Origin of the sequence: Pseudomonas sp. Irchel s3h9, assembly GCF_900187475.1 — a bacterium.
In the GTDB taxonomy this organism is placed as follows: Bacteria; Pseudomonadota; Gammaproteobacteria; order Pseudomonadales; family Pseudomonadaceae; genus Aquipseudomonas; species Aquipseudomonas neuropathica.
The window spans coordinates 252958-267283 of record NZ_FYDH01000009.1; the positions used below are offsets into that span (position 1 = coordinate 252958).

Here is a 14326-nt window from a genome sequence, read left to right on the forward strand (position 1 = left end):
GGGCGAATCGGGTCCTTGGACACGACTCGGTTTTTCACTCAAAAGAAAAGCGCCGAAGCGCTTGTCAGGATTCAAACAATGCAGTGTTTTCATCGAGCCAGCCCTGCAACAGCAGAGCGGCGGCGATGGCGTCCACCGGGTTGTCGCGGTAACTGCCTTTTTGACCGCCACGGGCCAGTCGCTCGCCTTTGGCTTCAAACGTGGTCAGGCGTTCGTCGTGGGTATAGAAGGGCAGATTGAAGCGGCCATTGAGGCGGCGGGCAAACTTTTCCGCGCGTACGCACATGTCGCTCGGGGTGCCGTCCATGTTCAGCGGCAGTCCGACAACAACGGCATCGGGTTTCCATTCTTTTATAAGGGCTTCGACCTGGTTCCAGTCCGGCACGCCGTTCTGTGCCTTCAAGGTGCACAGCTCACGGGCCTGGCCGGTAATCACCTGGCCGACCGCGACGCCGATCTGTTTGGTGCCGTAGTCGAAGCCGAGAATCAGGCGCAGGGCCATCAGGCGTGACCTGCCTGGCTGGTCAGCAGGCTGAGGTTGATCCCCAGGTGCCGGGCCGCCGCTTCCAGACGCAATTCACTGCTGGTGTTGAACAGGATGTCGGCGTCGTACGGGCAGTTCAGCCAGGCGTTGTCGGCGAGTTCCGCTTCCAGTTGCCCGGCTTCCCAACCGGCGTAACCGAGGGCAATCAGGCTTTTTGCTGGGCCGACGCCGTCAGCGATGGCGAACAGCACGTCCTGCGAGGTCGAGAGGGCCAGATCACCCTCCAATTGCGCGGTGGCCAGAAAGGTCTTGCCCGCCGGGTGCAGAACAAAACCGCGATCGGTCTGCACCGGGCCGCCAATGAAGATCGGCACATGCTGGCAGAGTGCTGGCGGGTCAATGTCCGGACGTAATTGCTCAAGGATGTCGGCCAGATTCAGCTCTTGCGGCCGGTTGACCACAATCCCCATAGCGCCATTGGCCGTGTGCTCGACGATGTAGGTCAAGGTGTGGGCAAAGTTCGGGTCGGCCATGTGTGGCATGGCGATCAGGAATTGATGCTTGAGGTAGCTGGGGCTGACGTTTTTCATGTGCGCTAGTGTGGCGTTCGGGGGGCAAACTGACAAGCTGGAGATGCTGACAGCAACACAGATCCATTGTAGGAGTGAGCCTGCTCGCGATAGCGGTGTGCCAGAATCGAAATTGTTGACTGATACACCGCTATCGCGAGCAGGCTCACTCCTACAAGGGGTTGCGGTGTGTCAGTTGCTTGAGAGCTTGTCGCCCCGGGCAAATTTCCAGGTACGAATGATTTCCAGACGGTCGATGTCCGACAAGTCCCCGGTAAACGGCGCAAACGGTGCCGCCAGTCGGACAATGCGCTGCGCCGCCTGATCCAGCAGCGGCTGGCCGGAGGATTCCAGCACCAGCACTTCATACAGCGAACCGTCGCGGTTGATCGAAACCATCAGGCGCAGATTGCCGTAGATCTGCTTGCGCCGTGCTTCTTCGGGGTAATTGAGGTTGCCGATGCGCTCGACCTTCTTGCGCCAGTCGTCTTTGTACCAGGCGCCCTTGTCGCGCATGGTCGACGCCGCGCTCAAACGGTGGATGCGCGGGCGCTTGGCGTACAGCTGTTGTTCCTTGGCCAGTTCGGCTTCAAGACTGGCGATGTCGCTGGACAGCTGTGAGCTGTCGAACTCCGGCGCGTCGACTGTCGGTTTGACTTCGGTTTTGGCTTCTTCTTTCTTGGTCGGCGCTTTTTTAGGTTTCGGCGCGACGGTGGTCACCGCAGCTTTGGGTGCGGCTTCCTGCACTTGCGGTTTGGCGGCCGGTGGCGGGGTGACTTTTTTGACCTGATTGTCCTGGAACGGCGCCACCTCAGTGGTCTTCGGAATCGCCTTCTTGTCCAGCGTGCCGCTGCCTTCCTGATGCTGTTGAGCGAGAAAGTCAGCCTTCTCCGGCTTCTTTTCGCTCTTGAAGGTGGCGAGGGTGATTTCCAGGGTTTTGCTGATTTGCTTGGGCTCGACCATCGTGAAGCCGACGCCGAGCAGCAGCGCCAAATGGATCAGCGCCGCGAGAAACAGGGTAAAACCGAGGCGATCGGCCGGGCGCACGCCACGGTGGGCGAGTTCTGCGGGCAGATCGGACGGGAGGGTCATGACAAGAAAACCAACATCGCGTTTTTCAGAGGCTGCGCATGATAACGCAATGTTGGTTTCACGCCTTGGGCTTCACGCTTCAAGCGACAGACTGCATGTGACGTGCATCAAGCTTTTGGCTTTTTGCCGGCGGCTTGCAGCTTCTTGGCGATGGCGTCCATCAGCATGCCGCCGATATCAGTGCCAAACGCATTGTCGATTTCACGGATGCAGGTCGGGCTGGTGACGTTGATTTCGGTGAGGCTTTCGCCGATCACATCGAGGCCAACGAACAGCAGGCCTTTCTCACGCAACGTCGGGCCGACCTGCGCGGCGATCCAGCGATCCTTGTCGGTCAGCGGGCGCGCTTCACCACGGCCACCGGCAGCCAGGTTGCCACGGGTTTCGCCCTGCGCCGGAATCCGTGCCAGGCAGTAATCCACCGGCTCGCCGTCGATCATCAGGATGCGTTTGTCACCGTCCTTGATCGCCGGCAGGTAGGCCTGGCCCATGATCTGCTGGCCACCGAGGGCGGTCAGGGTTTCCAGAATCACCGACAGGTTCGGATCGCCCGCGCGATGACGGAAAATCGAAGTACCGCCCATGCCGTCCAGCGGCTTGAGGATCACGTCACCGTGTTTGGCAGCGAATTCACGCAACACGTCAGCGCGGCGGCTGACGATGGTTGGCGGCGTGCACTGCGGGAACAGCGTGGCGAACAGTTTTTCATTGCAGTCGCGCAGGCTCTGCGGTTTGTTCACCACCAGCACGCCAGCGGTTTCAGCCTGTTCGAGCAGGTAGGTGGAGTAAACGAACTCCATGTCGAACGGCGGATCCTTGCGCATCAGTATCACGTCCAGATCGCTCAGCAGGTTGTCCTGCTCGGCGTCCAGTTCGAACCATTTTTCCGGGTTGGCGAAGACTTTCAGCGGCTTCATGCGCGCCCGTGCCTGACCTTCGCCCTGATACAGGTCGCGCTGTTCCATATAGAACAGTTCCCAGCCGCGCTTCTGCGCGGCCAGCAGCATGGCCAGCGAGCTATCCTTTTTATAGGAGATGCTGGCGATAGGGTCCATGACAATCCCGACGCGAACGCTCATTGGGTTTTCCTCGAAAATTGGCTACCGGATCGGTATTGAAAAAGTGCCGCCAGAGTGGCGCCGGGCGGGTTTTCGGTCAAGGAAAAACCCGTCGATAGATTGCATCTGGAGACTGTGCTAAAAAGGCTGGCGTAGCGTGCTGGCCCTTGAGCATCAAGGGTTTCGAGCCATTGATAACCGCAAAACGGACAAATTGATTCGCAAAGGCGACGGTAGAGCCCTCTTATGGAACAGCAGTCCAGCGCCTTGAAGGTCATGGTGATCGACGACTCGAAAACGATTCGTCGCACCGCCGAAACATTGTTGAAGAATGTCGGTTGCGAAGTGATCACGGCGATCGACGGTTTCGACGCTCTGGCGAAGATCGCCGACAACCATCCCGGGATCATTTTTGTCGACATCATGATGCCGCGTCTGGATGGTTATCAGACCTGCGCTTTAATCAAGAACAACAGCGCGTTCAAGGCCACACCGGTGATCATGCTGTCATCGCGTGACGGGCTGTTCGACAAGGCCAAGGGGCGGATTGTCGGTTCTGATCAATTTTTGACCAAGCCTTTCAGCAAGGAAGAACTGCTCAACGCGATTCAGGCCCATGTTCCGGGCTTCGCCGCCGTTTTGCCGCAGTAAGACACGTACAGAGATACGCGGCCAGCGGGCCGCGCGTCGACAAGAAAATGGGGAAAACCATGGCACGTATCCTGATCGTCGATGATTCGCCGACTGAAATGTACAAACTCACCGGCATGCTCGAAAAGCACGGCCATGAAGTGTTGAAGGCCGAAAACGGCGCCGACGGCGTGGCTCTGGCTCGGCAGGAAAAACCCGACGCGGTACTGATGGACATCGTCATGCCGGGCCTCAATGGTTTCCAGGCGACCCGTCAGCTGACCAAAGACCCGGAAACCGGACATATCCCGGTGATCATCATTACCACCAAGGATCAGGAAACCGACAAGGTCTGGGGCACCCGCCAGGGCGCCAAGGATTACCTGACCAAACCGGTCGACGAAGACACCCTGATCAAGACCCTGAACAACGTGCTCAAAGGCTGATCGCGCAACCATGAGCGAATCGCTGACCGCGTTCGAACTGCTCTGGCAGATCGACCAGCGCTGCCGCTTGCTGGCGGCGGACCTGCCGTCGCAACCGGCGCGCCAGGATCGCTGGAGCGGCATCGGCTTTCGCCTCGGCGAGCATTGGTATGTGGCGCCGATGGGCGAAGTCAGCGAAGTGCTGCATGAACCGCGATTTACCCAGTTACCCGGGGTCAAGCCGTGGGTCAAAGGCGTGGCTAACCTGCGCGGGCGGTTGCTGCCGATCATGGATCTGTGCGGTTTCTTCGGCCATGAACTGTCGCCGTTGCGTAAACAGCGGCGGGTATTGGTGGTCGAGCATGGCGATGTGTTTGCCGGGCTGATGGTCGATGAAGTCATCGGCCTGCAGCACTTTGAGCAGAACAGCTTTGAACCGCTATCGATCAGCAAACGCCAGGGCTCGAAGGCCGAGTTCGTCAAAGGCTATTTCCGGCGCGAGCAGAACTGGCGGGTGTTCAGCCTGTTTGCGCTGGCCAAATCCCCGGTGTTCATGAGCGTTGCGATATAACAGATTCAACACCGTCCCCTGTGGGAGCGAGCCTGCTCGCGAAGAGGGCGTGTCAGGCAAGATAAATATTGGCTGACCCAGCGCTTTCGCGAGCAGGCTCGCTCCCACAGGGATTGCAGCAGGCCTCAAAGGTGTGGGTTAAGGGCGAGGACCGATGACAAAAGCAAAAACAGGCAAGCCGGCGGAAGGATCGCGCAGTCGCTCGCAGATCATCGTGCTGTTCATCGCACTGATCGTGTTCATCATGCTGCTGTTCGCCAACTTCGCTTACCTCAACACCCAGGCGAACTACGACAAACAGTACATCGGCCACGCCGGTGAGCTGCGCGTGCTCTCGCAACGTATCGCCAAGAACGCCACCGAAGCCGCCGCCGGCAAGGCGGCTGCGTTCAAGTTGCTCAGTGATGCGCGCAACGATTTCGCCCAGCGCTGGGGTTACCTGAAGAAGGGCGACCCGGCCACCGGCCTGCCGCCGGCACCCGCCACCGTGCGCCCGGAAATGCGCGCCGTGCAGTTGGATTGGGAGCGCCTGCTGAAAAACACCGACGCGATTCTTTCCAGCGAGCAGACCGTGCTGTCGCTGCATCAGGTCGCCGCGACGCTGGCCGAAACCGTGCCGCAGTTGCAGATCGAATACGAAAAAGTCGTCGAAATCCTCCTCCAGCGTGGCGCCCCAGCCACGCAAGTGGCGATGGCCCAGCGTCAATCGCTGCTCGCCGAACGTATCCTCGGCGCGGTCAACACCGTGCTCGCCGGCGACGAAAACTCCCAGCAAGCCGCCGATGCCTTCGGCCGCGACGCCACCCGTTTCGGCCAAGTGCTCAACGGCATGCTGCAAGGCAACCCGGCGTTGAAAATCAGCCAGGTCGAAGACCGCGACGCCCGTGCGCGTTTGAGCGAAATCTCCGAGCTGTTCCAATTCGTTTCCGGCTCGGTGGATGAAATCCTCGAAACATCGCCGGAGCTGTTCAAGGTTCGTGAATCGGCGAGCAATATCTTCAGCCTCTCGCAAACCCTGCTCGACGAAGCCTCGCACTTGGCCACTCGCTTCGAGAACCTTGCCGGTGGGCGCAACACTGACACCATCGGCGGTTACGTCCTCGGTTTGCTGGCGCTGGCCTCAATCATCCTCATCGGTCTGGTCATGGTTCGCGAAACAAATCGCCAGTTGCGCGAAACCGCCGAGAAGAACGAGCGCAACCAGAACGCGATCATGCGTCTGCTCGATGAAATCGAAGACCTCGCCGACGGCGACCTCACCGTGACCGCTTCGGTGACGGAAGACTTCACCGGCACCATCGCCGACTCGATCAACTATTCCGTCGATCAGTTGCGCGATCTGGTCGCCACCATCAACCTTACCGCCGGCCAGGTCGCCGCAGCGGTGCAGGAAACCCAGGCCACCGCCATGCATCTGGCCCAGGCTTCGGAGCATCAGGCCCAGCAGATTTCCGAAGCCTCGACCGCGATCAGCGACATGGCCGAATCCATCGATCAGGTCTCGGCCAACGCCGCCGAGTCTTCTGCGGTAGCGGAGCGTTCGGTGGAAATCGCCAACAAGGGCAACGAGGTGGTGCACAACACCATCCACGGCATGGACAACATTCGCGAACAGATTCAGGACACCGCCAAACGCATCAAGCGTCTCGGCGAGTCGTCGCAGGAAATCGGTGACATCGTCAGCCTGATCGACGACATCGCCGACCAGACCAACATCCTCGCCCTCAACGCGGCGATTCAGGCGTCGATGGCCGGTGATGCCGGGCGCGGTTTCGCCGTGGTCGCCGATGAAGTGCAGCGGCTGGCCGAACGCTCGTCCGCCGCCACACGGCAGATCGAAACCCTGGTGCGGGCGATTCAGACCGACACCAACGAAGCGGTCATCTCGATGGAACAAACCACTACCGAGGTGGTGCGTGGCGCGCGACTGGCGCAGGATGCCGGTGTGGCCCTGGAAGAAATCGAAGGCGTGTCGAAGACCCTCGCGGCGCTGATTCAAAGCATCTCCAACGCAGCGCAGCAGCAGACGACTTCGGCCGGGCAGATTTCGCTGACGATGAACGTGATCCAGCAGATCACCTCGCAGACCTCGTCCGGCTCCACGGCCACCGCCGAGAGCATCGGCAACCTGACGAAAATGGCCAGTCAGCTACGGCGTTCGGTGTCCGGTTTCACCTTGCCGGCGGCGACAGATAAAGCGTGAGTGGAGTGGTTATGGGTGATCGGCACGACTATGTGGCCCTCGAATGGGTCAAAGGCGAAATTGCCGAAACGCTGAAACAGGCGCATCAAGCAATTGAAGCCGTGCTCGACGACCCGCAAGCCTTTCCCGGGCTGGACGAGTGCCTGGATTACATCCATCAGGTCCACGGCAGTTTGCAGATGGTCGAGTTCTACGGCGCAGCCTTGCTCGCCGAAGAAATGGAACATCTGGTCGAAGCCTTGCAGCACGAGCGCGTCAGCCATCGCGACGAAGCCCTGCACCTGTTGCTGCAAGCCCTTGGGCAATTGCCGATTTACCTCGACCGCGTGCAGAGCGCCCGGAGAGATTTGCCGTTGGTGGTGCTGCCGCTGATCAACGATCTGCGCAGCGCCCGTGGCGAAAGCCTGCTCTCGGAAACCAGCCTGTTCAGCCCGCAATTGCCCGAACTGGCACCGCTAAACGCAGAAGCGTTGGCACTGCTGGAGCCGGCAGAACTGCCGAACGTACTGCGCAAATTACGCCAGATGCTGCAAATGGCTTTGGTCGGTTTGCTGCGTGAACAGGATGACCAGACCCACCTCGGTTATCTGGCCAAAGTCTTCACCCGCCTCGAAGCGCTGAGCGGTGATTCGCCGCTGAGCCCGCTGTGGCAAGTCGCCTCGGCGCTGGTCGAAGGCATGCGCGAGGGCGTGATCGCCAACAGCCCGGCGCTGCGCAGCCTGTTCAAGGACGCCGACAAAGAACTCAAACGCCTGCTCGATCAGGGCATGGCTGGCCTCAATCAGCCGGCGCCTGCCGAGCTGCTGAAAAGCCTGTTGTTCTATATTGCCAAAGCCGAACATCCCACCGGGCAGATGCTGACCATGAAAGATCGCTACTCCCTGGACGACGCGTTGCCCGACAGCGCGATGGTCGACGAAGAACGCGCGCGCCTGGCCGGCCCCGACCGCGATGCGATGCGCTCGGTGCTGTCGGCGTTGTGTGAAGAACTGGTGCGGGTCAAGGAGCGCCTCGACCTGTTCGTGCGTAGCGACCGTCAGCACACCTCGGATCTGGAAAGCCTGCTCGCACCGCTGCGACAGATTGCCGACACCCTCGCGGTGCTCGGTTTCGGCCAGCCGCGCAAAGTGATCATCGATCAATTAGCTGTCGTGCTCAGCCTCGCCCAGGGCCAGCGCGAACCGAATGACGCGATCCTCATGGACGTTGCCGGTGCGCTGCTTTACGTCGAAGCGACGCTGGCCGGGATGGTCGGCACCGTCGAGCCGGAAAGCCCGGAAGATTCGCGCCTGCCGACCACCGACCTGACGCAGATTCATCAGATAGTGATCAAGGAAGCGCGCATCTGCCTGCAACAGGCCAAGGACATGATCGTCGACTACATCGACGCCGATTGGGATCGCCAGCACCTGCAACCATTGCCGGCGCTGCTGACTCAGGTGCGCGGGGCGCTGGCGATGATTCCGTTGAACCGCGCGGCAAGTCTGGTCGAGGCGTGCAACGGGTTTATCCGTGAGCATCTGTTGCTTGATCCGCACGAACCGGGTTGGGAAGCGCTGGATCATCTGGCCGATGTCATCAGCAGCCTCGAGTATTACCTCGAACGTCTGAGCGACGATCCGCAGGCATCGAGCGAGCAGTTGCTGGATGTCGCGCAGAAGTCCCTTGCGAGTCTGGGTTTCTTTCCAAATGAGCCGCATGTGCCCGTGCTCGAAGACGTGCTCAGCCCCAGCGAAGCGCTGGTGATGCAGGACATGCAAGCGCTCGATGACCCGGAAACCGTGCAGTCGCTGGCCGATGTTCTGGCCAGCCCGGTTTCGGCGCTCAACCCGCCAGCGCTGATCACCCCCGGCAGCCTGATGCCGCCGCCGGCCGATGAAGAACCGGTCGACGATGAGCTGCGCGAGGTGTTCCTCGAAGAGACCGACGAGGTCCTCGAAGTTCTCCACGAATACCTGCCGCGCTGGTCGGCCAATCCGCAGGATCGTGATGCGCTGACCGAACTGCGCCGCGCCTTCCACACCTTGAAAGGCAGCGGGCGCATGGTCCGCGCGCTGATCCTCGGTGAACTGGCCTGGGCGGTGGAAAACCTGCTCAACCGTGTGCTCGAACAAAGTGTCGAACCGGGCTCAGTGGTGCAGCAAGTGCTGACCGACACCGCGCTGTTGCTGCCCGAGTTGATCAGCGAATTCGCCACTAGTAACCAGCGCCAGCGCGGCGATGTCGATCAGCTCGCGGCCCGTGCTCACGCCTTGGCCAAAGGTGACGAGCCATTGGCCGCCGAAGACGTGGACGATGTCGCGGCGCTCGATCCGCTGTTGCTGGAAATCTTCCGCAAAGAAGCCGAGACCCACCTCGCCAGCCTCAACCGCTTTCTCGATCAGGCCGCCGAGCATGTGCCGCTGCAGGCCAGCGACGAACTGCAGCGCGCTTTGCACACGCTCAAGGGCAGTGCGTCGATGGCCGGCGTATTGCCGATTGCCGAACTCGCTGCACCGCTCGATCAACTGGCCCGCGAGTTCAAGGCGCACCAGTTGCCGCTGGACCTCGACGAAGTGGAGTTGCTACTTGAAGCCGAGGGCCTGTTCCGTGTCGGCCTGCGTCAGCTCAAGCATGATCCGCTGGCGCCGATTGTCGGTGCGCAGTCGCTGATCAAGCGCTCGGAAACCCTGCTCGCCGAGCGTCTGGCCTCGATCCTCGATGCGCCCAATACCGGCCTGCGGATCAAGCGCGATCCGCAACTGATCAATAACTTCCTCGCTCAAGGCATGGACATCCTGCTGGATGCTGAGAGCCTGCTACAGCGCTGGCAGCAACACCCCGGCGAGCGTCAGGAACTCAGCGCCTTGCTGGATGAACTGACCACCCTTGGCGAAGGCGCGCATTTGGCGGATTTGCTGCCGGTGGATGTGTTGTGCGAAGCCTTGCTCGATCTCTACGGCGCCGTGGAAGAAAGCAGCCTGGCGGTCAGCGAGCAGTTTTTCCAGGAAGCGCAGAACGCCCACGAAGCGCTGATCAACATGCTCGACGAACTGGCCGCTGGGCAGGAAGTCACGCCGCAGCCAGAGCGGATTCGGGCGTTGCATGATCTGCTCGATCAGAGCCTCGACCCATCGTCCATGGGCCTGATTCGCAGCGATGGCAGCCGCACCCTGAGCATCCGTGAACTGGGCAGCGCCACCGCTGAGTTGCAGCAAAAGGCAACGGCGCTTGAACACGATGACGAGATTGTCGGGATCTTCCTTGAAGAAGCGGTCGATATTCTCGACAGCTCAGGCCAGGCCTTGCAGCGCTGGTTGAGCGACCCGGACAATGCCGCGCCGCTGTCCTCGTTGCAGCGCGATTTGCACACCCTCAAGGGCGGCGCGCGGATGGCCGAAGTCGAGGCCATTGGCGATCTGGCTCAGGAGCTGGAAAGCTTTTACGAAGGCTTGGTGGATCGTCGCTACAACTACAGCGAAAGCTTGGGGCGCTTGTTGCTCAAGAGTCATGAGCGTTTGGCGCTGCTGCTTGAACAACTGCAACAGCATCAGCCACTGACCCCGGCACAGGATCTGATCGACGTTATCCGTCAGGTCCGCCAAGGCCAGAATGTTGCCGAAACTCCGCCAGCAACAGCCGGGCACGACAGCGCTGGCCACGATCCCGAGTTGCTGGAAATCTTCCTCGAAGAAGGTTTCGACATCATCGAAAACTCCGGCGCCGCGCTGCTGCGCTGGCAGGCCGAGCCGGGCAATCGTCAGGAAGTGGAAACCCTGCTGCGCGATCTGCACACCCTCAAGGGTGGCGCGCGGATGGTCGAGATCGGCCCGATCGGCGACCTCGCGCATGAGCTGGAATACCTTTACGAAAGTCTTTCCAGCGGCGCTTTGCAGCCGTCGGCGGAGCTGTTTGCGCTGGTGCAGCGCGGGCATGATCGCTTGGCGCAAATGCTCGATGGCGTGCGCGCCGGGCAACCGTGTCCGCCGGCTGATCGGCTGATCAATGCGATCCAGAATTTCAGCCATCCGGTGACGGTAGAAACGCCGCCAGTGCTACCTGTGCCGGTCAAGACTGACGCGGCGCCGCCAGCTGCCGACGCTGGCGCGGACATGGTCAAAGTCTCCGCCGAACTGCTCGATGAGTTGGTCAATCTGGCCGGGGAAACCTCGATCTTCCGTGGCCGTATCGAACAGCAGGTCAACGACGCGCAGATCGCGCTGAACGAGATGGAAACCACCATCGAACGGATGCGCGATCAGTTGCGCCGCCTCGACACAGAAACTCAGGGGCGGATTCTCAGCCGCCAGCAAGTCGATGCCGAACGTCTCGGCTATGAAGAATTCGATCCGCTGGAAATGGACCGCCATTCGCAGTTGCAGCAACTGTCGCGGGCGCTGTTCGAATCCGCCTCTGACTTGCTCGACCTCAAGGAAACCCTCGACCGCCGTAATCACGACGCCGAGAACCTGTTGCAGCAACAGGGCCGCATCAACACCGAATTGCAGGAAGGCTTGATGCGTACGCGCATGGTGCCGTTCGAACGGATGTTGCCGCGTTTGAAACGCATCGTCCGCCAGGTCGCTGAAGAGCTGAACAAAGACGTCGCGTTTGTCGTCGGCAACGCCGAAGGCGAGATGGATCGCAATGTGTTGGAGCGCATGGCTGCGCCGCTGGAACACATGCTGCGCAATGCCGTCGATCATGGTCTGGAGTCCGCCGAGGTGCGGCTGGCGGCGGGTAAACCGGCGCAGGGCACGATAAGCCTGGACCTGTCCCGCGAGGGCGGCGACATCGTTTTCGACATTCGCGATGACGGCGCCGGGGTGCCACTGGAAGCGGTGCGGCGCAAGGCGATCAAGCGCGGCATGCTCGCGCCGGATGCCGAGATCAGCGACCGCGACGTGTTGCAGTTCATCCTTCAGCCGGGGTTTTCCACAGCGGAAAAGATCACCCAGATTTCCGGACGTGGCGTCGGCATGGACGTGGTGCACGAAGAAGTGCGGCAACTCGGCGGCAGCATGAGCATCGACTCGGTGCCGGGGCAGGGCGTGCATTTCCGCATTCGGCTGCCGTTCACCGTGTCGGTCAACCGCGCGTTGATGGTGCAGTGTGGCGAGGATCAATACGCGATTCCGCTGAACACCATCGAAGGCATCGTCCGCGTGTTGCCGAATGATCTGGAAGCTCACTTCCGGGTTGATCCGCCGCGCTATCAGTACGGCGGCCAGACCTACGAACTGTGCTATCTCGGCGAACTGCTGAAAACCGCGCCACGACCGAAACTGCTGGGGCAGAACCTGCCGTTGCCGGTGCTGCTGGTGCACTACAACGACCGGCGCATCGCGGTGCTGGTCGATACCATGGCCGGCACCCGCGAGATTGTGGTCAAGAGTCTTGGCGCGCAATTCGCGGCGGTGCAGGGCGTGTCCGGGGCGACGATTCTGGGCGATGGCCGGGTGGTGCTGATTCTCGATTTGCTCGCACCGATTCGGGCGATGCAAGCGCGGGTTGCGCAGACACCGACGGTGCCGGAGATCGACAGCGAACCGCAGAAACCGCTGCTGGTGATGGTGGTCGACGACTCGGTCACCGTACGCAAGGTCACCAGCCGTTTGCTCGAACGTCACGGCATGAACGTGCTCACGGCCAAGGACGGTGTCGACGCCATGCTGCTGCTCGAAGAACACATGCCCGACCTGATGCTGCTCGACATCGAAATGCCGCGCATGGACGGCTTCGAAGTCGCCACCCAAGTGCGCAACGACGAACGCCTGCAACACCTGCCGATCATCATGATCACCTCACGTACCGGACAGAAACACCGCGACCGCGCCATGGCGATTGGCGTCAACGACTACCTCGGCAAGCCGTATCAAGAGTCGGTGCTGCTTGAAAGCATTGCCCACTGGAGCAAGAAACATGCATGAGCGCCGGCATAATCAGCGCAGCAGCCAACTCACTGGTCTGTTGTTGCCGTTGGCGGATCGCAATTTGATCCTGCCTAACGTCGCTGTCGCTGAGTTGATCGATTACCAGGCCAGTGCCTTCGATCTGGACACGCCGCCGTGGTATCTCGGCAAGGTTACGTGGCGTGAGCGGCAGATTCCGTTGCTGAGTTTTGAATCGGCGTGCGGGCAGAAAATCGTCATTGGCGAGCGGGCGCGAATCGTGATTTTGAATGCCCTCGGTGGGTTGCCGGAGTTGAAGTTCATTGCCCTGCTGGTGCAGGGGATTCCGCGGTCGTACAAGCTTGATAGTCAGTTGAGTTATGTCGATGTGCCGTTGTGTGGGCTGGAGCAGGCGGCGGTGCAGGTCGGGGAGCAGGTGGCGAAGGTGCCGGATTTGTTGGGGTTGGAGAAGTTGTTGGTGGATGCTGGGCTGGTTCACTGATCCAGAATTCGTGTCGCTCTGACTGGCCTCATCGCTGGCAAGCCAGCTCCCACAGGTTTTTGTGTGGTTCACAGAATTCGAATACAACTCGGACACTGTGGGAGCTGGCTTGCCAGCGATGGGGCCAGTAGCACCAGCAAATTCTTACAGGCAAATCCTCAATTTCTGCAGTGCAATAGACACCCTTTAACCCCGTTGTTTAAAGACACTCTGTGTTACGGCTCCCTAGCCTACAAATCCTTGCGCCGCTGCCTACGCATGCACCAGAATCCGCCGGCTTGTGCGCCTTTGGCATGCTGCGTAACTTGATTCCGTCACTGATTTCCAGTGATCGGGTTTAGTAGCCCGTCATATTTGGGGCGTATAGCTCATCAGACAGTCAGGTACTCCATGCCTGCACTTTTTATGGTGGTTGTGCGCAGGGCGCTTCGGCGCGCCGGTTTCCCAGATCCCCGGTCTACTAACCTGCGCACAGCTGCCTCCACTTCTTTTAGTAGAGAAGCGGTGGCTAGCTCAAATGAGGATCTGGTAAATGTTCAAAGTAACGCCTAACCCGCCGGTCACCGACCCGGCATCCCCCTACGAATCCCCCGACTCCAGGAAATTCCACGAAGCCGCCGAACGCGCCCTCGATCATTACCTCGGCCCGACCAACGCCGACCTCATGGCCACGCCTTACACCCCCAACACGCTGTACATGGCCAATCCCAAGGCCGACACCGAATCCTTGCTGGCCGACGCCAGTGAAACCCTCGGTTCGGCTACGGTCATGCTCAACAATCACGCGGCAACGGTGGACGGCACGCACCGCAAGACTGTGCAGGGTATTGCGCAGGTGGTGATGGTGGCGGAGATGGCTGTTAACCGTTTGTTGGATAGGTTGGTGCCGACGGAGTGACTTAAAAGCTGACCCTCACCCCAG

The 14326-nt window shown here is 60.4% G+C and carries 11 protein-coding genes; 7 read left to right on the forward strand and 4 right to left on the reverse strand.

The features are described from left to right. Positions 1-64: 64 nt before the first annotated feature. The 4 genes from ruvX to gshB all read right to left on the reverse strand — a co-directional run bounded on the left by ruvX (position 65) and on the right by gshB (position 3224). Positions 65-502, reverse strand: a complete 438-nt coding sequence (gene ruvX / locus CKW26_RS17185; RefSeq protein ID WP_064589634.1) for a Holliday junction resolvase RuvX — start codon at positions 500-502, stop codon at positions 65-67. Further along, the gene (locus CKW26_RS17190; RefSeq protein WP_095049468.1) at positions 502-1074 is read right to left on the reverse strand and encodes a YqgE/AlgH family protein; all 573 of its coding nucleotides are present in this window, start codon (positions 1072-1074) and stop codon (positions 502-504) included. Before CKW26_RS17190 ends, ruvX begins: the two co-directional genes overlap by 1 nt. 171 nt (positions 1075-1245) lie before the next feature. After that, positions 1246-2145, reverse strand: coding sequence for an energy transducer TonB (locus CKW26_RS17195; protein ID WP_093429840.1), 900 nt, complete (start codon positions 2143-2145; stop codon positions 1246-1248). Positions 2146-2252: 107 nt separating this feature from the next. Further along, a complete protein-coding gene (gene gshB, locus CKW26_RS17200; RefSeq protein ID WP_095049469.1) occupies positions 2253-3224 on the reverse strand; it encodes a glutathione synthase in 972 nt (323 codons plus the stop codon). Positions 3225-3449: 225 nt separating this feature from the next. Between gshB and pilG the strand changes: the two genes are divergently transcribed. The 7 genes from pilG (at position 3450) to CKW26_RS17235 (ending at position 14302) form a co-directional block, all read left to right on the forward strand. Then, positions 3450-3854 (forward strand): twitching motility response regulator PilG, encoded by a 405-nt coding sequence (pilG, locus tag CKW26_RS17205; RefSeq protein ID WP_007913673.1) that lies wholly within the window; start codon positions 3450-3452, stop codon positions 3852-3854. A gap of 59 nt (positions 3855-3913) precedes the next feature. Continuing rightward, on the forward strand, positions 3914-4279 hold the full coding sequence (gene pilH, locus CKW26_RS17210; RefSeq protein WP_026000666.1) for a twitching motility response regulator PilH: 366 nt from the start codon (positions 3914-3916) through the stop codon (positions 4277-4279). A 10-nt stretch (positions 4280-4289) separates the two neighbouring features. Then, on the forward strand, positions 4290-4829 hold the full coding sequence (locus tag CKW26_RS17215; protein ID WP_095049470.1) for a chemotaxis protein CheW: 540 nt from the start codon (positions 4290-4292) through the stop codon (positions 4827-4829). A 154-nt stretch (positions 4830-4983) separates the two neighbouring features. Further along, positions 4984-7032: a methyl-accepting chemotaxis protein gene (locus CKW26_RS17220; RefSeq protein ID WP_095049471.1), complete on the forward strand. Its 2049-nt coding sequence runs from the start codon at positions 4984-4986 to the stop codon at positions 7030-7032. A gap of 11 nt (positions 7033-7043) precedes the next feature. After that, positions 7044-12941 carry an Hpt domain-containing protein gene (locus tag CKW26_RS17225; RefSeq protein WP_095049472.1) on the forward strand — a complete coding sequence of 1966 codons (5898 nt, stop codon included), beginning with the start codon at positions 7044-7046 and terminating at the stop codon, positions 12939-12941. Further along, the gene (locus tag CKW26_RS17230) at positions 12934-13404 is read left to right on the forward strand and encodes a chemotaxis protein CheW (protein WP_095049473.1); all 471 of its coding nucleotides are present in this window, start codon (positions 12934-12936) and stop codon (positions 13402-13404) included. Before CKW26_RS17225 ends, CKW26_RS17230 begins: the two co-directional genes overlap by 8 nt. A gap of 532 nt (positions 13405-13936) precedes the next feature. Continuing rightward, positions 13937-14302 carry a DUF6124 family protein gene (locus CKW26_RS17235; protein ID WP_095049474.1) on the forward strand — a complete coding sequence of 122 codons (366 nt, stop codon included), beginning with the start codon at positions 13937-13939 and terminating at the stop codon, positions 14300-14302. Positions 14303-14326: the final 24 nt, after the last annotated feature.

Excerpts from the sequence above, each read along its gene's own strand:
- ruvX (WP_064589634.1), bottom strand. The coding sequence starts at position 502 with ATGGCCCTGCGCCTGATTCTCGGCTTCGACTACGGCACCAAACAGATC.
- CKW26_RS17190 (WP_095049468.1), bottom strand. The coding sequence starts at position 1,074 with ATGAAAAACGTCAGCCCCAGCTACCTCAAGCATCAATTCCTGATCGCC.
- CKW26_RS17195 (WP_093429840.1), bottom strand. The coding sequence starts at position 2,145 with ATGACCCTCCCGTCCGATCTGCCCGCAGAACTCGCCCACCGTGGCGTG.
- gshB (WP_095049469.1), bottom strand. The coding sequence starts at position 3,224 with ATGAGCGTTCGCGTCGGGATTGTCATGGACCCTATCGCCAGCATCTCC.
- pilG (WP_007913673.1), top strand. The coding sequence starts at position 3,450 with ATGGAACAGCAGTCCAGCGCCTTGAAGGTCATGGTGATCGACGACTCG.
- pilH (WP_026000666.1), top strand. The coding sequence starts at position 3,914 with ATGGCACGTATCCTGATCGTCGATGATTCGCCGACTGAAATGTACAAA.
- CKW26_RS17215 (WP_095049470.1), top strand. The coding sequence starts at position 4,290 with ATGAGCGAATCGCTGACCGCGTTCGAACTGCTCTGGCAGATCGACCAG.
- CKW26_RS17220 (WP_095049471.1), top strand. The coding sequence starts at position 4,984 with ATGACAAAAGCAAAAACAGGCAAGCCGGCGGAAGGATCGCGCAGTCGC.
- CKW26_RS17225 (WP_095049472.1), top strand. The coding sequence starts at position 7,044 with ATGGGTGATCGGCACGACTATGTGGCCCTCGAATGGGTCAAAGGCGAA.
- CKW26_RS17230 (WP_095049473.1), top strand. The coding sequence starts at position 12,934 with ATGCATGAGCGCCGGCATAATCAGCGCAGCAGCCAACTCACTGGTCTG.
- CKW26_RS17235 (WP_095049474.1), top strand. The coding sequence starts at position 13,937 with ATGTTCAAAGTAACGCCTAACCCGCCGGTCACCGACCCGGCATCCCCC.